We start from the raw sequence: 20,750 nt of genomic DNA, 5'->3' as shown, positions 1-20,750 counted from the left end.
CCGGGTAAGGCGACGCCGCCACCCGGCAAAATCGCTAGCTTGAACAGCTGACCTCCAGCCGCTTGCCCCAGTCAGGCGGGCGGCTGACGTAGTCATCATCCCGGTCGGCAAACGGCGTGCGCAACGCCAGATGCAGGCGGTGTAGCTCGTCATACTCCCCCTGATCTGCCTGCTCAATCGCCCGCTGCGCCAGCCAGTTGCGCAACACCATCGCGGGATTTGTCGCGTTCATCTGCGTCTGGCGGGTAGCGTCATCCACCCGCTCCTGCTGCAGCCGCGCGCGGTAAGTGGCAAACCAGTCGTCAAACGCCTGTCTGTCAATAAACTCGTCGCGCAGCGGTGAGGCCGCACTGTGCTGCTCCGTCTGGCCCAGCATCCGGAAGGTACGGGTATAATCGCTGCCCTCGCGCGCCATCAGGGCAAACAGACCGTTGAGAATGTCGTTATCGCCCCTCTCCTGCGTCATCAGCCCCAGCTTGTTGCGCATCAGCGTGCCGTATTCTCGCAGCAATATGTCCTGATAGCTGTCGAGCGCATCATTGAGGGCATCTACGTCGATGAACGGCGACAGGGTTTGCGCAAGCCGCTGCAGGTTCCACAGGCCAACCGCGGGCTGATTGTCAAAGCTGTAACGCCCCTGATAGTCGGAGTGATTGCAGATATAGCCAGGCTGATAATCGTCCAGGAAACCAAACGGACCGTAATCAAAGGTCAGCCCGAGGATCGACATGTTGTCCGTATTCATGACGCCATGCGCAAAGCCCACCGTTTGCCAGCGGGCAATCAGGCTTGCGGTACGGGCAACCACATCCCTGAACCAGAGAACGTATTTATCCGCCTCGTCCTGCAAATGCGCCCAGTGGTGACGAATGGCAAAATCAGCCAGCTGGCGAACCTTGTCCGGCTCGCGGCGATAGTAAAAGTGCTCAAAATGGCCGAAGCGCAAATGGCTTTGCGCAATACGCATCAGCATTGCCCCTTTTTCCACCGTTTCGCGCGCTACCGGCGTATCGCTGGTGATAATCGACAGCGCGCGCGTAGTGGGAATCCCCAGGGCGTGCATCGCTTCGGACGCCAGGCACTCGCGAATCGTTGAACGCAGCACCGCGCGCCCGTCGCCCATTCGCGAATAGGGGGTAAGGCCTGCCCCTTTCAGGTGCCAGTCAACCGTTCCCCCGTTGGGAAGCCGTTGTTCGCCGAGCAGGATCCCCCTGCCGTCGCCCAGCTGCCCCGCCCAGACGCCAAACTGATGTCCGCTATAGACCTGAGCCAGAGGTTGCATCCCGGCGAGAAGCGTTTCCCCGCCCCAGACGCCTGCGCCTTCTGAAGGCTGAAACAGCTCAGGCGGAATGGCCAGCTCTTCTGCCAGCAAATCGTTATGCCAGATAAGGCGTGAATTTTGTAACGGTGTTGGTTTGAGTGCGGTGTAAAAGCCAGGCAACTCGTCATGCCAGTGAGCAGTAAAAGACAGGGTCATAAGTCCTCCTGCTTTTAGTGTAGAGGGTTTACCCGGACTTAAACACGGGCGAAAGCAAGGGTTATCGCTGCTGAACCAGCGATGTAACGTGCTCCGCAGAGACGGCTGGCCAGAGTGCGCCCTGCATGGCGCCAAAATTGAAGGACAAAACGCGTTGCAACAGGCCGTGGTCGTCAATGCCCGAGACGATCACTGACTGACAGTGCGGTGTGATTTGCCAGAGGATGGCGCGCATAAAAGGCTCAAAAGAGAGCTCCGGGGCACGCTGCTGAATGAAGCCTTTATCGAGGATGACCCGTTTAAATAATCCATCATAGACCGCTTTGAGCGATGCGGCACCTGCGCCAAAGTTTGCCAGAACCAACGGGAAATGGATTGCCATTCTCGCCAGCTGCAGATCGTCCTTTCCGTTATTTAAACCTGGATAATTCTCATTAACAGTAAACTCAAGAAACGGGTAACGCTCAAGGATTGAAACAGCGTTTCCATTACTTAATAAAAATTCAACTATTGCAGGTGTAATATTGATCCATGCAATTAACTGATGCTGAATAAAAAACAGTTTACAGGTATCAAGCAATTGCAATTTTTCGTTAAACAGCACTAACTCTTCAGCTGCTGAAAGCCGAGGGATAACGAGCTCAGTGGGGATCCGCACATCGCTGCCGACGCCAGTAAAGTTAACCAGAACCTCTAAACCTTTAAGCTCCCCTGCGCTATTACGAGCAGGCAGAAGCAGCAGTTCAGACTGGTAAGCATTATCTAGCGTAATAATCATTGCACTCGCTCCGCATTAAAGATGAGAGAGGACATCCTGGAGCAATTGCCGACACAATTCCACTGTCTTGATTTTAATAAGATTAATTTCATTAGTTCCGTATTTATTTTCAGATTTATCCCTGAATCTAAATTAATTTTATCCTGGTTGCTGAATAATAGCCAGTTTTAGATAAAACAGACACATGCAGGATTCGCTAATTCTAGATAAATTTAACTTTAAGCATCTTATTTGAGAAAAAACGGCATGATTTATTAGAGACCATGCCGTCATAAGAGAAGTGTCTGACAAAGACTATATACGTCGTGCCTGCCAGAAATTTTTACGCCAGTAAACATTATCAAGTGAAGAGCGCATCACCCCGCGGCTTGTCGAGGCATGAATGAACTGATTGTCTGTATCATATATGCCCACATGAAGACCGCTTTCACCCGAGCCGGTTTTGAAGAAAACCAGGTCCCCGGGCAGAAGATCGTCTTTATCAATTTCAGTGCCAATTTCGGCCTGCTTGCGCGTTTCACGCGGAAGCTGTAAATCAAACTTGTCGCGGAACGTCATTAGAACGAAGCCGGAACAATCTACGCCGCCGCGGCTCATTCCGCCGTAGCGATAAGGCGTACCGCGCCAGTTGCTCAGCTGATCGTTAAGGCTGGCAATGACGGTGATCGAATCTGAAAGCCGTGGGTTAGGCGGCGGCGCACGATGGCTACTGCATCCCGCAAGAAAAAGTGCGGCCATCAGGAGAAACCAGAATCGCATTCTCAGACGAATCCTCTGCTTTTTTTGTTCTTTTCGTAATTTAGCGTGCAATTGTGCTAAGAGGCAAGAAACGGTTACGTCTGCCCGGTAGAAATCAGCATCTTATGTCCCTCAATATCCAGCCTGCGGAACGACATGTTGTACGCGCGGGCAAGATGGGGCGGCGTAAGAACCCGATCCCGCGCGCCGCTGGCGATCATCTTTCCCTGCGACAGCAGCCACACCCGGTGGGCATGACGCAGGGTGTGGTTGAGGTCATGACTGCTCATCACCACGGCGATACCTTTTCGGCTCAGGGTGCTTAACAGCGTATCCAGTGCCGCCTGCTGCGCCACGTCCAGACCGCTCATGGGTTCATCGAGAAGCAGCATTCGCCCGTGAGGATTACCTGCCGGGTGGATCTGAAGAATGACCGCCGCCAGACGCACCCGCTGCCACTCTCCGCCGGAAAGCTGGCTGGCATGCCGGGACAGTTTATCTTCCAGTCCCAGGGCTGCGGCCACGTCCGTCAGCAGTGCCGTCTGTTGTTTGTCGTGCAAATGCAGCATCAGATAGTGCCAGACCGGCATCGCAAAGGGCGGCACCTGCTGCTGCACGAGGTAACTGCGCCGGTGCGCCAGCGAGACCGGTGACCAGTCGGCGAGCGTGTGCTCCAGCAGCGTTATCTGCCCTTCTCCGCCGGTCATGCCTGCCATCCGAGCCAGCAGCGTGCTCTTCCCTGCACCGTTTGGCCCGACAAGATGCAGGATTTCTCCCGCATTGACGGTTTCGGTTATCGGCTCCAGACGTCCCCGCTCGGCAACGTCCGTGAGCTGCATCAGCAACGACATTATTTCGCCAGTGCCAGCTTGATCGATTCCATGACGATCGGATCTTCAGGGGTCATATCCGGCGAAAAACGCTGAACGACCTGGCCGTCGCGGCCAATCAGGAATTTTTCAAAATTCCACAGGATATCGTCCGGGTAAAGCGGCGCGCGGCCTTTGCTGGCCATGCGTTCATAAAAACCGCTTCCTTCCGGCGCAACGGCCTTCGGCGCGGCAGCGATCAGCTTCGCATACAGCGGATGGCGGTCTTCACCGTTGACATCGATTTTGCTGAACATCGGGAACGTCACGCCATAGGTGGTGCTGCAGAAGGTTTTAATCTCCTCTTCGCTGCCCGGCTCCTGGCCCAGGAACTGGTTGCACGGGAAGCCCAGCACGGTGAAACCGTCTTTCTCCCAGGCCTTCTGAATGTTTTCCAGCTGCTCGTACTGCGGCGTCAGGCCACATTTCGATGCTACGTTGACGATAAGCAGCACGTTGCCTTTGTAGCCTTCCAGCGTGGTGTTATCGCCATCAATGGTGGTCACTTCAGTATTCAGGATATCTGACTGCATAGCATTCCCTCAGGTTGTCTTACGGCTTGTTGATTTAACGTCCAGCTTTTAATAGTAGCCAGATAAATACCGGCGCGCCCAGCGTGGCGGTCACCACGCCAATCGGCAGCTCGGCGGCCGTCAGGGCAAGCCGGGCGATGATATCGGCCACCAGCAGCGTGACGGCCCCGGCAACCGCCGAGGCCGGAAGCAGGGTCCGATGGTCCGTGAGGCCACACAGACGCAGCATGTGCGGAATCACAAGCCCGATGAAGCCGATCGCGCCCGCCAGAGCCACGCTGACGCCGACCAGCCAGCCAATGGCTATTACCAGCACATTACGCCAGAACCCAATCGGCATGCCGAGCTGGCGGGCAGAGGTTTCACCCAGCGCGAGCATATTCAGCGGCTGCGCCTGCAGGGCCGCCCAGACGATGACCGGTACCAGCAGCGCCATCAGCCAGCCCTGGTGCCAGTCAACGCCGCCAAAGCCGCCCATCATCCAGTACATCAGCTGACGCAAGTCAAAGGAGGTTGAGAAGTAGACCGCCCAGGTCATCAGCGCGCTGCAGATGATCCCCAACGCCACGCCGGCAAGCAGCAGACGGCTGGTCGATAAGTGCCGTCTGGCGAAACGAAGAAGGATCGCGGTGATTAGCAGCGCGCCGAGGATAGCGCTCAGGCTAATACTCCATCCGGAGAGTTCTCCTCCGCCGAACATTACCGCCGCAATCAGGCCTACGCCTGCGCCGTTTGACACGCCGAGCAGCCCGGGCTCCGCCAGAGGGTTATCAAACAACGCCTGCATTATGGTACCGCACAGCGCCAGCGCGGCGCCGACCAGAACCACCGCGACGGTGCGCGGCAGGCGAATTTGCCAGACGAAGAGCTGCCCGTCAGGCCCCCACCAGCTTTCAGGCCCGATCCATCTGTCGCCCGCGCAGAGGCTCACGCCCGCGGCGACAATGAGCATCAGCACCAGCAAAAGCAGGTGACGCTTATCGGAACGGTTCTGACGATGGACATAATCAAGCATGTGTACGGTTTTAGTAGCGAGAGATGTAATTGATTTTACGGCGGGTTTGCCGGAGAGCGCAAAGAAAAAAGGCCGCGTGGGCGGCCTTTTTAGTTAGTTCATATTACTCTGCTTTGGGCGTTGCGTTTTCGACACGGCTTTTCAACTTCTGGCCGGGTCTGAAGGTCACCACGCGGCGGGCTGTAATGGGAATATCTTCCCCCGTCTTCGGGTTGCGGCCCGGACGTTGGTTTTTGTCTCGCAAATCAAAATTGCCAAAACCGGAGAGTTTTACCTGCTCACCATTTTCCAGAGCACGACGGATCTCTTCGAAAAACAGCTCTACCAGCTCTTTGGCATCCCGTTTGCTAAGCCCAAGCTTATCAAACAGATATTCTGACATTTCAGCTTTTGTAAGCGCCATAGGTTCAATCCCTCAATGATGCCTGGAATCGCTCTTTTAATGCCTCTACACATTTGGCGACGGTAGCGGCAATCTCCTCTTCTTCGAGTGTACGGCTGGTATCCTGAAGGATAAGGCTAATAGCGAGGCTCTTGAAACCTTCTGCTACGCCCTTGCCGCGGTACACGTCAAATAAGTTTACGCCAACTACCTGATTTACGCCAACTTTCTTACATTCGGCCAAAATATCTGCTGCAGGCACATTTTCCGCGACCACAACCGCGATATCACGGCGGTTTGCCGGGAAGCGGGAGACGTCCTGAGCCTGAGGAATAACACGGTCAGCCACCGGGTTCCATTCCAGCTCGAACACGATGGTACGGCCGTTCAGGTCCAGCTTACGCTCCAGCTCAGGGTGAACAACCCCAATAAAACCAACGCGTTTGCCGTCTAAATAGATCGCTGCGCTCTGGCCCGGATGCAGAGCCGGGATAGCTTCTGCGCGGAATTCAATTTCAGATAATTTACCGGTCAGATCCAGAATCGCTTCCAGATCGCCCTTCATATCGTAGAAATCAACCGTGCCTTTTGCCAGGTCCCAGTGCTCTTCATAGCGGTTGCCGCTGATGGCGCCAGCCAGCATGAGATCCTGACGGATGCCTAAATTTGCCTGATTATCCGGTACAAAGCGCAAACCGCTTTCGAAAATCCGCACGCGGTTTTGCTGGCGATTCTGGTTATAAACGACGGTGCCCAGCAGGCCCGTCCACAGAGACAGACGCATCGCGGACATTTCGCTGGAAATTGGGCTTGGCAGGATCAGCGCCTCCTGACCCGGGTGGATCAGCTGCTGCAGCTTTGGATCAACGAAGCTGTAGGTGATCACTTCCTGGTAGCCTTTGTCGTTCAGCATGGTTTTCACACGCTTCAGGGACAGGTCGGCTTCGCGGTGGGTGCCCATCACCAGACCTGCCTGGACAGGCTCGTCAGGGATGTTGTTGTAGCCGTAAACGCGGGCCACTTCTTCCACCAGATCTTCTTCAATTTCCATGTCGAAACGCCATGATGGCGCAACGGCTTTCCATTCGTCCTGGCCTTCGGTTACTTCACAGCCCAGACGTTTCAGGATGTCGGTTACCTGCGCATCGGCAACGTGGTGACCAATCAGGCGATCCAGCTTGCTGCGGCGCAGGGTGATGGTCGCACGCTTCGGCAGGGTCGCTTCGTTGGTGACGTCGATAACCGGGCCCGCTTCACCGCCGCAGATGTCGATCAGCAGGCGGGTCGCACGTTCCATCGCTTTATACTGCAGCGCCGGGTCAACGCCGCGCTCGTAGCGGTGAGAGGCATCGGTATGCAGGCCGTGGCGGCGTGCGCGACCGGTGATGGAGAGCGGGCTGAAGAACGCGCATTCCAGCAGGACGTTTTGCGTCTCGTCGTTGACGCCCGAGTGCTCGCCCCCGAAGATACCGCCCATTGCCAGCGCTTTGCTGTGGTCAGCAATCACCAGGGTGTCGGCGTTCAGTTTCGCTTCGCTGCCGTCCAGCAGAACCAGGGTTTCGCCCTCTTTCGCCATGCGCACAACGATGCCGCCGTCGATACGGTCTTTATCGAACGCGTGCATTGGCTGGCCCAGCTCCAGCAGAACGTAGTTGGTCACGTCAACCACGGCGTCGATAGAGCGGATACCGCAGCGGCGCAGCTTCTCTTTCATCCACAGCGGAGTTGGCGCTTTCACGTTGATGCCTTTCACCACACGGCCGAGGTAGCGCGGGCAAGCATCCGCAGCGTCAACCTGAATAGGCAGCACGTCACTGATGGTCGCTTCAACCGGCGCAATGTCCGGCGCGTTCAGCTCAGTCTGGTTCAGCACGGCCACGTCGCGCGCCACGCCGATGATACCTAAGCAGTCGGCACGGTTTGGCGTGACGCTGATTTCGATAGTGTTGTCATCAAGCTTCAGGTATTCACGGATATCGGTGCCGATTGGCGCATCCAGCGGCAGCTCGATAATGCCGTTGTGATCGTCGGAAATACCCAGCTCGGAGAAGGAGCACAGCATGCCTTCAGACGGCTCACCGCGCAGCTTAGCCGCTTTAATTTTGAAATCACCCGGCAGCACCGCACCGACGGTCGCCACGGCCACCTTCAGGCCCTGACGGCAGTTTGGCGCACCGCAGACGATATCCAGCAGACGGTCACCGCCCACGTTTACTTTTGTTACGCGCAGTTTGTCAGCGTTGGGGTGCTGGCCGCACTCGACCACTTCGCCGACAACCACGCCGCTGAAGGCACCGGAAACCGGCTCAACGCCGTCCACTTCCAGACCCGCCATGGTGATCTGGTTAGAAAGCGCGTCGCTGTCCAGCGTGGTGTTTACCCACTCGCGTAACCACAGTTCACTGAATTTCATTGTTCTGTCCTGCCCTTATTTAAACTGTTTGAGGAAACGCAGATCGTTTTCGAAGAATGCACGTAAGTCGGTCACGCCGTAGCGCAGCATAGTCAGACGCTCCATGCCCATGCCGAAAGCAAAGCCGGAGTAAACTTCCGGATCGATACCCACGTTGCGCAGCACGTTTGGATGCACCATGCCGCAGCCCAGCACTTCCAGCCATTTGCCGTTTTTACCCATCACGTCAACTTCCGCAGACGGTTCGGTGAACGGGAAGTAGGACGGGCGGAAACGAACCTGCAGATCTTCCTCAAAGAAGTTGTTCAGGAAATCGTGCAACGTGCCCTTCAGGTTGGTGAAGCTGATGTTTTTATCAACAATCAGACCTTCCATCTGGTGGAACATTGGCGTGTGGGTCTGATCGTAGTCGTTACGATAGACGCGGCCCGGCGCGATAATGCGGATTGGCGGCTCCTGATCCTTCATGGTACGGATCTGAACGCCGGAGGTCTGAGTACGCAGCAGACGCGTAGCGTCGAACCAGAAAGTGTCGTGGTCAGCGCGTGCCGGATGATGGCCAGGAATGTTCAGGGCGTCGAAGTTGTGGTAATCATCTTCGATTTCCGGGCCAGTCGCCACGGTAAAGCCGAGCTCACCGAAGAAACTTTCAATGCGATCGATGGTGCGGGTAACCGGGTGCAGACCACCGTTTTCGATGCGGCGCCCCGGCAGAGAAACGTCGATCGTCTCTGCGGCCAGACGCGCATTCAGCACCGCGCTTTCCAGCTCGGCTTTGCGCGCGTTCAGCGCCTGCTGAACCTGCTCTTTGGCTTCGTTAATCACTGCACCCGCTGCCGGGCGTTCTTCTGGCGGCAGCTCACGCAGGGTTGTCATCTGAAGGGTCAGGTGCCCTTTCTTCCCAAGATATTCGACGCGGACATTGTCTAACGCGGCAACATCTGAGGCCTGATTAATGGCGGCTGTTGCACTGGCAACCAGCTCTGCGAGATGTGACATGATTTTCCTCATTATGTCGGTGCAGACACCGATTTGGTGGAGTTATTCTCTCAAATTCAGGCACAAAAAAAGCCTCCATCGGGAGGCTTATCTGGCGCTGTTTTTCGTTTCATCTTTCACGCGCTAGCCTCCTGAAATCAGGTGCTAAAGTAAAAGAAGAAGCGGAAAATAGCAGCATTCATGCTTGCGTTACCTTGTCTGGTAAAAACCGTTAAGACCTTATTGAAAAGCCTGGACGGATAAATGTCAATCTTCTGATGGTGTTAAATGAAAAGAGGGAGCAAAGCCCCCTCTCTCAACTGGCTTATGCCAGTGCTGCTTTCGCTTTTTCGACCAGAGCGGTGAACGCTACTTTGTCGAATACTGCGATGTCAGCCAGGATCTTACGGTCGATTTCAACAGAGGCTTTTTTCAGGCCGTTGATGAATTTGCTGTAAGAAATACCGTTCTGACGTGCTGCTGCGTTGATACGCGCAATCCACAGTTGACGGAACTGACGCTTACGCTGACGACGGTCACGGTAAGCGTACTGACCTGCTTTGATAACAGCCTGGAAGGCAACGCGGTAAACGCGTGAACGCGCACCGTAGTAGCCTTTAGCTTGTTTCAAAATTTTCTTGTGACGTGCACGTGCAATTACACCACGTTTTACGCGAGCCATATGTGCTCTCCTGTATCTATATTCTTAGTAAAAAATTAAACGTTAACGGCTTATGCGTACGGCAGGCACGCGATAACCAGACCCAGATCGCCTTTAGAAACGAGGCCTTTTGGACGCAGGTGACGTTTACGCTTAGTAGATTTTTTGGTCAGAATATGACGCAGGTTTGCGTGCTTACGCTTAAATCCACCACCACCGGTTTTTTTGAAGCGCTTAGCAGCACCGCGTACGGTCTTAATTTTTGGCATCTTAATAACTTCCACTTCGCATTGTTAAATAAACGAAACATAGGCGAACAAAACCTATGAAACCCGAAGGCTCCACAGATTTTGCTGCTTGAAGGCCTTACTGTTTCTTCTTAGGAGCGAGCACCATGATCATCTGGCGGCCTTCGATCTTCGTAGGGAAGGATTCGACTACTGCCAGTTCACTCAGATCGTCACGGACGCGGTTAAGCACTTCCATACCAATCTGTTGGTGGGCCATCTCACGACCGCGGAAACGCAGTGTGATCTTGGCCTTATCGCCATCTTCCAGAAAGCGAATCAGGCTGCGGAGTTTTACCTGATAATCGCCATCGTCGGTACCAGGACGGAATTTGATTTCCTTAACCTGGATAACTTTTTGCTTCTTCTTCTGTTCCTTAGAAGACTTACTCTTTTCATAAAGGAACTTGCCGTAGTCCATGATACGACAAACTGGCGGTTCGGCGTTAGGGCTGATTTCAACTAAATCTACTCCAGCTTCTTCAGCTTTTTCGATCGCTTCTCTCAGACTCACAATCCCCAGTGGTTCACCTTCAAGATCTGTTAAGCGAACTTCCTGGGCGCGAATCTCGCCATTGATACGATTCGGACGTGCCGTTTGAACTCGTTTTCCGCCTTTAATACCTTATTCCTCCAGTTGTTGAAGACTGCGGCTGCGAATCTCTTGTTGCAGCTTCTCAATCACTTCACTTACGTCCAGGCTGCCCAGGTCTTTACCACGGCGGGTGCGAACGGCAACTTTGCCTGCTTCCACCTCTTTATCACCACAGACCAACATATACGGGACACGACGTAAAGTGTGCTCGCGGATTTTAAAGCCAATCTTCTCATTTCTCAAGTCTGCTTTTACGCGAATGCCCGCATTTTGTAGTTTCTGCGTCAATTCTTTAACGTAATCCGCCTGAGAATCGGTAATGTTCATCACCACGACCTGCACTGGCGCAAGCCAGGTTGGGAAGAAGCCAGCGAACTCTTCGGTCAGGATGCCGATGAAGCGCTCCAGAGAACCGAGAATTGCACGGTGAATCATTACCGGTACCTGACGCTCGTTGTCTTCGCCAACATAAGAGGCGCTTAAACGCTGCGGCAGGGAGAAGTCCAGCTGTACAGTACCGCACTGCCATGCGCGATCGAGGCAGTCATACAGGGTAAATTCAATTTTCGGACCGTAGAATGCGCCCTCGCCCAGCTGGTATTCGAACGGAATGCCGTTCTCTTCCAGCGCCACGGCGAGATCCGCTTCTGCGCGATCCCATGTCTCATCGCTGCCGATACGTTTTTCCGGACGCGTTGAGAGTTTGACCACGATCTTCTCGAAGCCAAAGGTGCTGTACATATCGTAGACCATACGAATACAGGCGTTAACTTCGTCACGGACCTGATCTTCAGTACAGAAGATATGCGCATCATCCTGAGTAAAGCCACGAACACGCATCAGACCGTGCAGCGCACCTGATGGCTCGTTACGGTGGCAGCTACCGAACTCCGCCATACGCAGCGGCAGGTCGCGGTAGGATTTCAGACCCTGGTTGAAGATCTGAACGTGGCCCGGACAGTTCATTGGCTTGATGCAGTATTCACGGTTCTCAGACGAGGTGGTGAACATCGCATCTTTGTAGTTGTCCCAGTGGCCGGTTTTTTCCCACAGCACACGGTCCATCATGAACGGGCCTTTCACTTCCTGATACTGGTACTCTTTCAGCTTGGAGCGTACGAAAGTTTCCAGTTCACGGAAGATAGTCCAGCCGTCGTTATGCCAGAACACCATGCCCGGCGCTTCTTCCTGCATGTGGTACAGGTCAAGCTGCTTACCGATTTTACGGTGGTCACGCTTCGCCGCCTCTTCCAGGCGCAGCAGGTACGCGTTCAGGGCTTTTTTATCGGCCCACGCGGTACCATAGATACGCTGCAACATCTTGTTGTTGCTGTCGCCACGCCAGTAGGCGCCTGCGATCTTCATCAGCTTAAAGTGATGACAGAAGCGCATGTTCGGCACGTGCGGTCCACGGCACATGTCGACGTATTCTTCGTGATGGTACAAGCCAGGCTTGTCATCATGCGAAATGTTTTCGTCAAGAATAGAGACCTTGTAGCTCTCGCCGCGCTTCACGAAGGTTTCACGCGCTTCGTGCCAGCTGACTTTCTTCTTGATGACGTCATAGTTCGTTTCGGCGAGCTCGTGCATACGCTTTTCGAGCGCGTCGATATCTTCCTGAGTCAGGGTGTGGTCAAGGTCAACGTCGTAGTAGAAACCATTGTCGATAACCGGACCGATCGCCATTTTGGTGTTTGGCCACAGCTGTTTGATGGCATGGCCTAACAGGTGCGCGCAGGAGTGACGAATGATCTCCAGACCTTCTTCGTCTTTCGCGGTGATGATTGCAAGCGTCGCATCGTTTTCGATCAGATCGGAAGCATCCACCAGCTCACCGTTAACGCGGCCAGCGATAGTCGCTTTCGCGAGACCAGGACCAATGTCCAGGGCAACATCCATTGGGCTAACAGCACGGTCGAAATGGCGTTGGCTGCCATCAGGAAGAGTAATTACAGGCATTTTATATCCTTATTTGCAGTGATGCCCCACACATAAGAGCATATACAAAGAAAATAATCGTGATTTGACAATAGATTACGAAACCATCTGACCAACAATCGTCAAATTGGTTCGTCATCATTCACCAGCCGAATTCAGATTAATGTGGATTTACGGCAAGCGACGTAATGTTAACACTAACGGCAAGGAGATTGCACCCTCTGCGGCCAGATTGATGGGCTGGCGCTTTCGTACGAATTCGCAGGTTGCTTCTCCCCTGCGCTCGCATTTCAAAGATGCTGGGCTACTCTTGAACAGGTCTTTAAACCCAAAGGTGCATACCATGAACGTATCCAGTAGAACGGTTGTGATATTGAACATCCTTTCCGCCACAGGTTTATTGTTGATTCTCGCCGAACGATTCCACTGGTTCTGAGCCGAACCCTACGCTGGCATAACCCAATCGATCCTGAGAAGGGGCATATTTCGGCCCTGTTTGGTAGACTGGGGATATCAACCAACAAGGATTAGGTTATGCCAACTAAACGATTTGCCGTAAAACACTGGAAAATGGTGCTGGTGCTGATTGCCATCTGCGGCGCAATGCTGCTACTCCGTTGGGCAGCAATGATTTGGGGCTAGGGGCGAAGACAAGTCATCAGAAGGGACGTCAAAAGACCGCAGACAATAAACGGGCCGACATCATCATCGGCCCGCTTTTATTACATTCTATAACCCAGTGAAACCGTGGTTCTGCGGTCGGTATGATCCGGCGCAGATTCTGGTGGTGAAGAGTTCCAGGTCACGTTGTAGGCGACTTTCAGGCCAAAGTGTTCGTTGATAGCCACGTTCAGCGCCGTCTCAGAGTTCAGCGTCGTATCGTCGGCACCAAATACAGAAACACCCTGGGTAAATTTGGTGTTGTCAGTCATCTGCCAGGCATAGGTACCGGAAGCGTAACCGAGCGGTTGGGTTTTGGTATCGCCATTGGTGTACTCGTCGTAACGCACACCCGGACCGAATTCAAAACGGAAGCTGTGTACCGGACCGTTCAGGAACTGGCGACCATAACCGGCGGTGAATACATCGCGCTGGCGATAACCGTTGTAACGGTCGGTTAACCAGCTTGCCTGACCAAACAGGTAGTCATAGTCGGTCATGTTGTAACGGCTACGTCCGCCTACCGCATACTTCTCGGAAGAACGTTCGTCGTTAGCGGAAGTGTTGCTGGCATTACCCCACAGAGACCAGGCGGTGGTATTACCGTACCAGGTGAGCGTACTGTCCGCCGTCAGAGAAGAGCTTTTCGTGTTACCGGATTGTGCCAGGTATCCGGCGTTCAGGTTACCTTCAAACGGTTTTTTCGCGGTGGAAGGATCGTCCATGACAGTAAAAACGGTATCATCAGCGGTCGCGTTCATAGCCGCAAACACGCCACCCGCCAGCATCAGTGCAGCGGGCACTGTCTTTAAAAGCTTCATTTTATTAAGGAGTCCGTACAACAAAAAAAGAGACCACACGGTCCCGGAATCTTTCTTGAGGATCAATGACAAGGCGTCCAGAGAAAGGTAACAAATTATAAAAAGCCGCAAATAACATAGCAATGTTTTCTTATTTCATTTTTTGAATAAGAACGATCTCAAAAAGCGTTTTATTTTATATATCCCCCACCTCACTTTTCGTCAGCATTCATATTTAAAATCATACTGTTATTTACATTGCCTTCCTGACAAATGGTGCCAGGCTAATAAGAACCCATGCTAAAAGGAGGTAATGATGGTTTCTATTTATACTCTGACGCTCTCCCCTTCCCTGGATTCCGCCACCCTGACGCCGCAGATTTACCCGGAAGGTAAATTGCGCTGCAGCGCCCCGGTCTTTGAGCCCGGCGGCGGCGGGATCAACGTGGCGCGCGCCATTACACACCTCGGCGGCAAAGCCACGGCAATTTTCCCCGCAGGCGGTGCCACCGGTGAACACCTGGTCTCTCTGCTGGCCGATGAACAGGTGGCCGTTGAAACCGTTGAGGCCAAAGACTGGACGCGGCAAAACCTGCATGTCCACGTAGAATCCAGCGGCGAGCAGTACCGTTTTGTCATGCCGGGCGCGAAACTCAGCGATGACGAGTTTCGTCAGCTTGAAGAAAAAGTGCTGACGATAGAAAGCGGCGCGCTGCTGGTGGTAAGCGGCAGCCTGCCGCCCGGCGTAAGCACGGAAAAATTGACGGCGCTGATTCAGGCCGCGCAGCAGCGCGGCATCCGCTGCATTGTCGACAGCAGCGGCGAGGCCCTGCAGGCGGCTCTGGTGCCGGGCAATCTGGAGCTGGTCAAACCCAACCAGAAAGAGTTAAGCGCGCTGGTCAACCGCGAACTGACGCAGCCTGATGATGTGCGCACCGCAGCGCAGGAGCTGGTGCGAAGCGGCAAAGCGCGGCGCGTAGTCGTCTCCCTTGGCCCTCAGGGGGCGCTGGCAGTCGATGAATCGTCGTCCGTTCAGGTTGTCCCACCGCCGATGAAGAGCCAGAGCACGGTTGGCGCTGGCGATAGCATGGTGGGTGCGATGACGCTAAAACTGGCGCAGGGCGCGTCTCTGCTCGAGATGACACGCTACGGCGTGGCGGCGGGTAGCGCCGCCACCATCAACCAGGGCACGCGTCTCTGTTCGCTCGCCGATACGCAAAAAATCGTCGATTACCTGTCCCGAAATTAACCCCTCTTCCCCTTCGTCTTTAACGGAGGGGAATGTCGTCTCTGAGTCGCCAAACGCAAACTATCGACTATGCTAAGAAAACTTCCATGATAACAATGAGGTGAATTATGAGCAGTGGTGACATCACACGCTACGTCGTGACCATCAACCTTCATGAAGCATCGCTGACCGAGCTGAATGAGCTCAACAATGCTTTCACCCGGGCTAATTTTCTCCTCACGCTGACGGATGACGAGGGCAACATTCATGATTTAGGCACCCTGACATTTGGTCTGATCGGCGCCCTGAGCCAGGAAGAGGTTCATGCGCTGGCCGCCAGTCTGGTGGAGAGCGTGACCGACAAGCCTGCCGAAATTGACGTGGATACCTGGGAAAGCTGGCGAAAAAAAGAACAATAAGTGCGCTGTATGAATTTAAACCGCTCAGGTGTGCGTTAGTTCGTATTTTTTTACCGCAGTTATGCGCTAACTTTATGATCTGGCAGACAACATGGGAGAGACAACATGTGGCAGGCTATCAGTCATCTTTTACGTGAGCAGCTGGGTGAAGGTGAAATTGAACTGCGTAACGAACTGCCAGGCGGTGAGATCCACGCCGCGTGGCATTTACGCTACGCTGGGCGCGATCTCTTCGTTAAATGCGATGAGCGAGAGCTGCTTCCAATATTTACCGCCGAAGCCGACCAGCTGGAGCTGTTGTCCCGCAGTAAAACGGTCACGGTCCCGCAGGTTCTGGCCGTGGGGAGCGACCGCGACTACAGCTTCCTGGTGATGGAATATCTCCCCGCCCGCCCGCTGGATGCCCATAATGCGTTCATCCTTGGCCAACAGTTGGCGCGCCTGCATCAATGGAGCGACCAGCCGCAGTTTGGTCTCGACTTTGACAACGATCTCTCCACCACGCCACAGCCCAATGCCTGGCAGCGTCGCTGGTCGACATTTTTTGCCGAGCAGCGCATTGGCTGGCAGCTAGAGCTAGCCGCCGAGAAAGGGCTGGAATTTGGCAATATCGACGCCATCGTCGAGCACGTTCAACAGCGTCTGGCATCCCACCAGCCTCAGGCGTCTCTGCTTCACGGCGATTTGTGGTCCAATAACTGCGCGCTGGGTCCCAACGGCCCGTACATCTTTGACCCGGCCTGCTACTGGGGTGACAGAGAGTGCGATCTTGCCATGCTGCCGCTTCATCCTGAGCAGCCGCCGCAAATATACGACGGATACCAGTCTGTTTCTCCCCTGCCGCCCGGTTTCCTCGACCGCCAGCCGGTGTATCAGCTTTATACGCTGATGAACCGTGCCATTCTTTTTGGCGGAGAACACCTTGTTAACGCGCAGCGGGCACTCGAGCGTATGCTTGCCGCCTGAGAAGATAACGGGTGGCCTTGCCGCCGCCCTTATCGCTTACAGAAAACCGAGCAGTGAGAAGAAGAAGTATCCCGCCACAATGATAATCACGGGAAGGATATAGAGCGGGAAAATTTGCAGGAAAATGGTGTGACGCGGCACAACGATGCGGGATTCAATCTGCTCCCGACTCATTCCTTCCGGGCCTTTGGCCTGCTCCAGAATCAACTGATCCTCAACGCCTTCGCGTAAAAAGCGCGTCTGGCGACTCATTCTCGCGCCAGAGGCCTGTAATGCCAGCGCGACAAAGATCAGGGCGTATATCACCCAAAAGCCGATATTCAGCTGTTGATGAAAATCCGGGGTGGGTGAGTTAAACCAGAAGACATTCAAAAATGGCGTATTAAAACGCATCATCTCAATCATGACATGAGCGAAATCAAGCATTACCGCATTGATACCCGGCTGTTTTTCGCTGTGGTCGTACATAAATTTGAGTACAGAAATCAGCGTAGAAATGACGGCAGGAATAAAAATCACCCAGCCAGCAATACGTTTTAAGACCGCAATGCGTCCAGCTTGTTGATACGTCATCAGTTCCTCTTCATAAAGACGCGTTATTTGTGCCTAAGTCTACCTGCTGGTCATCAATTTCGCCCGCTCTTTAAAAGCAATATGCTAAATTGCAGAGTGTGCTTAGCACGTATCGTCTGTCGAACACCCTGGATAAGGAGACGTTGTGATGTCGACACCGCGCCAAATTCTTGCCGCAATTTTTGACATGGATGGATTACTGATCGATTCCGAACCGCTGTGGGATCGCGCCGAACTGGACGTTATGGCCAGCCTGGGCGTGGATATCAGCCGCCGTAATGAACTTCCCGATACGCTGGGCCTGCGCATCGATATGGTGGTTGACCTGTGGTTTGCCCAACAGCCTTGGGTAGGTCCCAATCGCGATGAGGTGACCGCACGCATTATCAGCCGCGCCATTTCTCTGGTGGAAGAGAACAGGCCGCTGCTGCCCGGCGTACGTGAGGCCGTCGCGCTGTGTAAAGCCCAGGGGCTGAAGGTCGGACTGGCCTCGGCTTCACCGCTGCATATGCTGGAAAAAGTGCTCACGATGTTTGAACTGCGCGACAGTTTTGACGCGCTGGCGTCCGCTGAAAAATTGCCTTACAGCAAGCCGCACCCGCAGGTTTATCTGGACTGCGCCGCAAAGCTGGGCCTGGATCCCCTCAACTGCGTTGCGCTGGAAGATTCCGTTAACGGTATGGTGGCGTCGAAGGCTGCACGGATGCGCTCCATTGTGGTGCCCGCTGAAGAAGGCCGTCACGACCCCCGGTTTGCCCTCGCCGACGTGAAGCTTAACTCGCTGGCAGAACTCACGGCGCATCATCTGCAGGGCGGTTAACGCCCTTCTCCGGTTTGTGACAAACAGTTACACCGTCACCTCTTCCGCCTACTGTATAAAAACCCTATACTGTATGAATTGACAGTTTTGTGGGTTTTATCATGACGGCGGAAGGCCACCTGCTTTTTTCTATTGCGTGCGCAGTATTTGCCAAAAACGCTGAACTCACCCCCGTGCTGGCACAGGGGGACTGGTGGCATATTGTCCCTTCCGCCGTATTGACCTGTCTGCTGCCCGACATTGACCACCCCAAGTCCTTCCTCGGACAACGCCTGAAGTGGGTGTCGAAACCCATCGCCCGCGCGTTCGGCCACCGGGGGTTCACCCACAGCCTGCTGGCCGTGTTTGGCCTGCTGACGCTTTTCTATTTGAAGGTGCCCGAAAGCTGGATAGTCCCCGCCGATGCCATCCAGGGGATGGTGCTGGGCTATTTAAGCCATATTCTCGCCGATATGCTGACGCCTGCGGGCGTGCCGCTGCTTTGGCCCTGCCGCTGGCGTTTCCGTTTTCCGATCCTCGCACCGCAGAAAGGCAACCAGCTTGAGCGCGTATTGTGCATGGCGCTATTTGCTTATGCCGTCTGGATGCCGCAAACATTGCCCGAAAATAGTGCAGTTCGCTGGTCATCCCAGATGATTAATTCGCTGCAATTTCAGTTCAATCGCTTTATTCATCACCAGATTGAACAGTAAACCGACAAAATTATCCCATTTGTCATAAACCATTCCATTTGGATATAAGCGCTACATCACACTTCTGCTAACCTTCCGCCAACAGGATCGGTAAAAACCGACCCAATAATAAATCAGGAGAACGGGGATGAATTTTCCACTCATCGCGAACGTCGTTGTGTTCGCTGTATTGCTATTGCTTCTCGCGCAGGCGCGCCACAAACAGTGGAGCCTGGCGAAAAAAGTGCTGGTTGGTCTGGCCATGGGTGTCGTATTTGGTCTGGCATTACAGGCAATTTATGGCTCCGATAATCCAGTTCTGAAAGATTCTATTCAGTGGTTCAACATCGTCGGTAACGGCTATGTTCAGCTGCTGCAGATGATCGTTATGCCGCTGGTATTCGCCTCTATTCTGAGCGCCGTTGCCCGCCTGCATAACGCGACCCAGCTGGGAAAAATCAGCTTCCTGACCATTGGTACGCTGCTGTTCACCACGCTGATTGCCGCGCTGGTGGGTGTGCTGGTCACCAACCTGTTTGGCCTGACCGCAGAAGGTCTGGTTCAGGGTACCGCTGAAACGGCGCGTCTTACCGCGATTCAAACCAACTACGTTGGTAAAGTGGCTGACCTGACCGTGCCGCAGATGGTGCTCTCCTTCATACCGAAGAACCCGTTTGCTGACCTGACCGGGGCGAGCCCAACCTCGATCATCAGCGTGGTTATTTTCGCCGCGTTCCTGGGCGTAGCGGCGCTGAAGCTGCTGAAAGACGACGCGCCTAAAGGCGAACGCGTGCTGACCGCGATTGATACCCTGCAAAGCTGGGTGATGAAGCTGGTGCGTCTGGTGATGCAGCTGACGCCTTACGGCGTGCTGGCGCTGATGACCAAAGTGGTTGCCGGCTCTAACCTGCAGGACATCATTAAGCTGGGCAGCTTCGTTGTCGCCTCTTATCTGGGTCTGGGCATTATGTTCGTGGTGCACGGCATCCTGCTGGGCGTAAACGGCGTCAGCCCGCTGAAATACTTCCGTAAAGTCTGGCCGGTGCTGACCTTTGCCTTTACCAGCCGTTCCAGCGCCGCGTCTATTCCGCTGAACGTTGAAGCGCAAACCCGCCGTCTGGGCGTGCCTGAATCCATCGCCAGCTTCTCTGCCTCCTTTGGTGCCACCATTGGTCAGAACGGCTGTGCGGGTCTGTACCCGGCGATGCTGGCGGTGATGGTTGCCCCTACCGTGGGGATTAACCCGCTAGATCCGGTCTGGATCGCCACGCTGGTCGGGATTGTTACCGTAAGCTCCGCAGGCGTTGCGGGTGTTGGCGGTGGCGCAACCTTCGCCGCGCTGATTGTGCTGCCCGCGCTGGGTCTGCCCGTGACGCTGGTCGCGCTGCTGATCTCCGTCGAACCGCTGATCGACATGGGCCGTACCGCGCTGAACGTGAGCGGCTCCATGACCGCCGGTACGCTGACCAGCCAGTGGCTGAAGCAGACCGACAAAGCGATTCTGGAAAGTGAAGACGACGCCGAGCTGGCGCACCGTTAATTACGGTCGAAATAAAAAAACCGCCTGATGGCGGTTTTTTTATGGCTGTTATTCCTCAACCTCTTCATCCTGGCGGATCTGCATCGCCCACCGTTGCGCTGACTCCGGCACGGTAAACGTGGGCGAGCGGCGGAAGTGTTCGCCGATCAGCACAAAGGCCACATATTTCCCCCGAAGCTGCCAGACATCGCGAAAACCCTCCACTTTCAGGGCATGGTCAGGCGGCGCGGGCTCAACGCGGGGCACATAGCTAATAACCTGGCGGTTTTGTTGACGAAGAGGTTTCATAAGCGACTGGTTCACTAAAGCAAATTCTTGAAGCAGGAAAATTCTATGATAGCCGATCCTGCTGCCTTCCGTCGCGCCCCGAGTGGGCGAGAAGGCTCCTTTCGTCAATGACGGCATGTGA

25 protein-coding genes and 1 other annotated feature are annotated in these 20,750 nt (G+C 54.4%); of the genes, 8 read left to right on the top strand and 17 right to left on the bottom strand.

The features are described from left to right. Positions 1-34: 34 nt before the first annotated feature. The 14 genes from selO to thrS form a co-directional block, all read right to left on the bottom strand. Positions 35-1,477: a protein adenylyltransferase SelO gene (gene selO, locus QMN93_RS13535; RefSeq protein ID WP_182383389.1), complete on the bottom strand. Its 1,443-nt coding sequence runs from the start codon at positions 1,475-1,477 to the stop codon at positions 35-37. 61 nt (positions 1,478-1,538) lie between these two features. Continuing rightward, complete coding sequence (locus tag QMN93_RS13530; protein WP_032657851.1) at positions 1,539-2,255, bottom strand: EAL domain-containing protein; 717 nt, start codon at positions 2,253-2,255, stop codon at positions 1,539-1,541. Between the two features lie 294 nt (positions 2,256-2,549). Beyond that, on the bottom strand, positions 2,550-3,014 hold the full coding sequence (locus QMN93_RS13525; protein ID WP_008500650.1) for an NlpC/P60 family protein: 465 nt from the start codon (positions 3,012-3,014) through the stop codon (positions 2,550-2,552). A gap of 74 nt (positions 3,015-3,088) precedes the next feature. Next, the gene (gene btuD, locus QMN93_RS13520; RefSeq protein WP_058840785.1) at positions 3,089-3,844 is read right to left on the bottom strand and encodes a vitamin B12 ABC transporter ATP-binding protein BtuD; all 756 of its coding nucleotides are present in this window, start codon (positions 3,842-3,844) and stop codon (positions 3,089-3,091) included. Beyond that, positions 3,844-4,395, bottom strand: coding sequence for a glutathione peroxidase (locus tag QMN93_RS13515; protein ID WP_023311298.1), 552 nt, complete (start codon positions 4,393-4,395; stop codon positions 3,844-3,846). The genes btuD and QMN93_RS13515 overlap by 1 nt, the downstream gene beginning before the upstream one ends. 34 nt (positions 4,396-4,429) lie before the next feature. Continuing rightward, positions 4,430-5,410, bottom strand: coding sequence for a vitamin B12 ABC transporter permease BtuC (gene btuC, locus QMN93_RS13510; RefSeq protein WP_182383387.1), 981 nt, complete (start codon positions 5,408-5,410; stop codon positions 4,430-4,432). Positions 5,411-5,513: 103 nt separating this feature from the next. Next, a complete protein-coding gene (gene ihfA, locus QMN93_RS13505) occupies positions 5,514-5,813 on the bottom strand; it encodes an integration host factor subunit alpha (RefSeq protein ID WP_003857805.1) in 300 nt (99 codons plus the stop codon). 4 nt (positions 5,814-5,817) lie between these two features. Further along, positions 5,818-8,205 (bottom strand): phenylalanine--tRNA ligase subunit beta, encoded by a 2,388-nt coding sequence (pheT, locus tag QMN93_RS13500; RefSeq protein ID WP_058840787.1) that lies wholly within the window; start codon positions 8,203-8,205, stop codon positions 5,818-5,820. 15 nt (positions 8,206-8,220) lie between these two features. After that, a complete protein-coding gene (pheS, locus tag QMN93_RS13495) occupies positions 8,221-9,204 on the bottom strand; it encodes a phenylalanine--tRNA ligase subunit alpha (RefSeq protein WP_010426091.1) in 984 nt (327 codons plus the stop codon). A 62-nt stretch (positions 9,205-9,266) separates the two neighbouring features. Next, positions 9,267-9,391: a sequence feature (Phe leader region), on the bottom strand. Further along, positions 9,342-9,386 carry a pheST operon leader peptide PheM gene (pheM, locus tag QMN93_RS13490; protein ID WP_001386830.1) on the bottom strand — a complete coding sequence of 15 codons (45 nt, stop codon included), beginning with the start codon at positions 9,384-9,386 and terminating at the stop codon, positions 9,342-9,344. (Overlaps the previous feature by 45 nt.) A 117-nt stretch (positions 9,392-9,508) precedes the next feature. Then, positions 9,509-9,865 carry a 50S ribosomal protein L20 gene (gene rplT / locus QMN93_RS13485; protein WP_000124850.1) on the bottom strand — a complete coding sequence of 119 codons (357 nt, stop codon included), beginning with the start codon at positions 9,863-9,865 and terminating at the stop codon, positions 9,509-9,511. A 50-nt stretch (positions 9,866-9,915) separates the two neighbouring features. Further along, on the bottom strand, positions 9,916-10,113 hold the full coding sequence (gene rpmI / locus QMN93_RS13480) for a 50S ribosomal protein L35 (RefSeq protein WP_003030583.1): 198 nt from the start codon (positions 10,111-10,113) through the stop codon (positions 9,916-9,918). Between the two features lie 97 nt (positions 10,114-10,210). Next, positions 10,211-10,753, bottom strand: a complete 543-nt coding sequence (gene infC, locus QMN93_RS13475) for a translation initiation factor IF-3 (protein WP_014069901.1) — start codon at positions 10,751-10,753, stop codon at positions 10,211-10,213. Between the two features lie 3 nt (positions 10,754-10,756). Continuing rightward, positions 10,757-12,685 carry a threonine--tRNA ligase gene (gene thrS, locus QMN93_RS13470; RefSeq protein ID WP_008500657.1) on the bottom strand — a complete coding sequence of 643 codons (1,929 nt, stop codon included), beginning with the start codon at positions 12,683-12,685 and terminating at the stop codon, positions 10,757-10,759. Between the two features lie 142 nt (positions 12,686-12,827). Between thrS and yncL the strand changes: the two genes are divergently transcribed. Further along, a complete protein-coding gene (yncL, locus tag QMN93_RS13465) occupies positions 12,828-13,100 on the top strand; it encodes a stress response membrane protein YncL (RefSeq protein ID WP_081273698.1) in 273 nt (90 codons plus the stop codon). Positions 13,101-13,198: 98 nt separating this feature from the next. Then, positions 13,199-13,306, top strand: a complete 108-nt coding sequence (gene yniD / locus QMN93_RS13460) for a small membrane protein YniD (protein ID WP_008500658.1) — start codon at positions 13,199-13,201, stop codon at positions 13,304-13,306. A gap of 80 nt (positions 13,307-13,386) precedes the next feature. On the opposite strand, the gene QMN93_RS13455 is transcribed toward yniD, so the two are convergent. Then, the gene (locus tag QMN93_RS13455) at positions 13,387-14,145 is read right to left on the bottom strand and encodes a YdiY family protein (protein ID WP_033145273.1); all 759 of its coding nucleotides are present in this window, start codon (positions 14,143-14,145) and stop codon (positions 13,387-13,389) included. A 295-nt stretch (positions 14,146-14,440) separates the two neighbouring features. Here QMN93_RS13455 and pfkB point away from each other — a divergent pair, with 295 nt between their 5' ends. From pfkB to QMN93_RS13440, 3 genes are all read left to right on the top strand, one after another. Continuing rightward, positions 14,441-15,373 carry a 6-phosphofructokinase II gene (gene pfkB / locus QMN93_RS13450; RefSeq protein WP_033145272.1) on the top strand — a complete coding sequence of 311 codons (933 nt, stop codon included), beginning with the start codon at positions 14,441-14,443 and terminating at the stop codon, positions 15,371-15,373. Between the two features lie 107 nt (positions 15,374-15,480). Continuing rightward, entirely contained in the window at positions 15,481-15,771 is a 291-nt protein-coding gene (gene ghoS / locus QMN93_RS13445) for a type V toxin-antitoxin system endoribonuclease antitoxin GhoS (protein WP_033145271.1), read from the top strand. A 105-nt stretch (positions 15,772-15,876) separates the two neighbouring features. Then, complete coding sequence (locus QMN93_RS13440) at positions 15,877-16,737, top strand: fructosamine kinase family protein (RefSeq protein WP_029740438.1); 861 nt, start codon at positions 15,877-15,879, stop codon at positions 16,735-16,737. Positions 16,738-16,773: 36 nt separating this feature from the next. Here the strand turns inward: QMN93_RS13440 and QMN93_RS13435 are convergent, their stop codons facing one another. Continuing rightward, entirely contained in the window at positions 16,774-17,310 is a 537-nt protein-coding gene (locus tag QMN93_RS13435; protein ID WP_023311291.1) for a YniB family protein, read from the bottom strand. Positions 17,311-17,458: 148 nt separating this feature from the next. Here QMN93_RS13435 and hxpB point away from each other — a divergent pair, with 148 nt between their 5' ends. From hxpB to QMN93_RS13420, 3 genes are all read left to right on the top strand, one after another. Beyond that, positions 17,459-18,130: a hexitol phosphatase HxpB gene (gene hxpB, locus QMN93_RS13430; protein WP_033145270.1), complete on the top strand. Its 672-nt coding sequence runs from the start codon at positions 17,459-17,461 to the stop codon at positions 18,128-18,130. Positions 18,131-18,231: 101 nt separating this feature from the next. Further along, positions 18,232-18,822 (top strand): metal-dependent hydrolase, encoded by a 591-nt coding sequence (locus QMN93_RS13425; RefSeq protein WP_014883483.1) that lies wholly within the window; start codon positions 18,232-18,234, stop codon positions 18,820-18,822. Positions 18,823-18,949: 127 nt separating this feature from the next. After that, positions 18,950-20,341 (top strand): L-cystine transporter, encoded by a 1,392-nt coding sequence (locus QMN93_RS13420; RefSeq protein WP_045336125.1) that lies wholly within the window; start codon positions 18,950-18,952, stop codon positions 20,339-20,341. A 48-nt stretch (positions 20,342-20,389) separates the two neighbouring features. Here QMN93_RS13420 and cedA read toward each other — a convergent pair whose 3' ends face one another. Continuing rightward, positions 20,390-20,746: a cell division activator CedA gene (gene cedA, locus QMN93_RS13415; protein ID WP_072196682.1), complete on the bottom strand. Its 357-nt coding sequence runs from the start codon at positions 20,744-20,746 to the stop codon at positions 20,390-20,392. Positions 20,747-20,750 lie beyond the last annotated feature (4 nt).

The sequence above is a fragment of the Enterobacter sp. R-1.6.2 genome (assembly GCF_035064085.1).
Taxonomy (GTDB): domain Bacteria; phylum Pseudomonadota; class Gammaproteobacteria; order Enterobacterales; family Enterobacteriaceae; genus Enterobacter; species Enterobacter asburiae_B.
Note: the sequence above shows the minus strand (reverse complement) of the source record. Positions and strands in the feature narration are given on the sequence as shown.

Bases quoted from the DNA above. Each gene is read 5' to 3' on its own strand.
- ihfA (WP_003857805.1), bottom strand. From the start codon at position 5,813: ATGGCGCTTACAAAAGCTGAAATGTCAGAATATCTGTTTGATAAGCTT.
- yncL (WP_081273698.1), top strand. From the start codon at position 12,828: ATGTGGATTTACGGCAAGCGACGTAATGTTAACACTAACGGCAAGGAG.
- ghoS (WP_033145271.1), top strand. From the start codon at position 15,481: ATGAGCAGTGGTGACATCACACGCTACGTCGTGACCATCAACCTTCAT.
- selO (WP_182383389.1), bottom strand. From the start codon at position 1,477: ATGACCCTGTCTTTTACTGCTCACTGGCATGACGAGTTGCCTGGCTTT.
- pheT (WP_058840787.1), bottom strand. From the start codon at position 8,205: ATGAAATTCAGTGAACTGTGGTTACGCGAGTGGGTAAACACCACGCTG.
- cedA (WP_072196682.1), bottom strand. From the start codon at position 20,746: ATGCCGTCATTGACGAAAGGAGCCTTCTCGCCCACTCGGGGCGCGACG.
- pfkB (WP_033145272.1), top strand. From the start codon at position 14,441: ATGGTTTCTATTTATACTCTGACGCTCTCCCCTTCCCTGGATTCCGCC.
- QMN93_RS13530 (WP_032657851.1), bottom strand. From the start codon at position 2,255: ATGATTATTACGCTAGATAATGCTTACCAGTCTGAACTGCTGCTTCTG.
- QMN93_RS13455 (WP_033145273.1), bottom strand. From the start codon at position 14,145: ATGAAGCTTTTAAAGACAGTGCCCGCTGCACTGATGCTGGCGGGTGGC.
- yniD (WP_008500658.1), top strand. From the start codon at position 13,199: ATGCCAACTAAACGATTTGCCGTAAAACACTGGAAAATGGTGCTGGTG.
- rplT (WP_000124850.1), bottom strand. From the start codon at position 9,865: ATGGCTCGCGTAAAACGTGGTGTAATTGCACGTGCACGTCACAAGAAA.
- pheS (WP_010426091.1), bottom strand. From the start codon at position 9,204: ATGTCACATCTCGCAGAGCTGGTTGCCAGTGCAACAGCCGCCATTAAT.
- QMN93_RS13435 (WP_023311291.1), bottom strand. From the start codon at position 17,310: ATGACGTATCAACAAGCTGGACGCATTGCGGTCTTAAAACGTATTGCT.
- QMN93_RS13440 (WP_029740438.1), top strand. From the start codon at position 15,877: ATGTGGCAGGCTATCAGTCATCTTTTACGTGAGCAGCTGGGTGAAGGT.
- rpmI (WP_003030583.1), bottom strand. From the start codon at position 10,113: ATGCCAAAAATTAAGACCGTACGCGGTGCTGCTAAGCGCTTCAAAAAA.
- btuD (WP_058840785.1), bottom strand. From the start codon at position 3,844: ATGTCGTTGCTGATGCAGCTCACGGACGTTGCCGAGCGGGGACGTCTG.
- QMN93_RS13425 (WP_014883483.1), top strand. From the start codon at position 18,232: ATGACGGCGGAAGGCCACCTGCTTTTTTCTATTGCGTGCGCAGTATTT.
- QMN93_RS13515 (WP_023311298.1), bottom strand. From the start codon at position 4,395: ATGCAGTCAGATATCCTGAATACTGAAGTGACCACCATTGATGGCGAT.
- thrS (WP_008500657.1), bottom strand. From the start codon at position 12,685: ATGCCTGTAATTACTCTTCCTGATGGCAGCCAACGCCATTTCGACCGT.
- QMN93_RS13525 (WP_008500650.1), bottom strand. From the start codon at position 3,014: ATGCGATTCTGGTTTCTCCTGATGGCCGCACTTTTTCTTGCGGGATGC.
- btuC (WP_182383387.1), bottom strand. From the start codon at position 5,410: ATGCTTGATTATGTCCATCGTCAGAACCGTTCCGATAAGCGTCACCTG.
- QMN93_RS13420 (WP_045336125.1), top strand. From the start codon at position 18,950: ATGAATTTTCCACTCATCGCGAACGTCGTTGTGTTCGCTGTATTGCTA.
- hxpB (WP_033145270.1), top strand. From the start codon at position 17,459: ATGTCGACACCGCGCCAAATTCTTGCCGCAATTTTTGACATGGATGGA.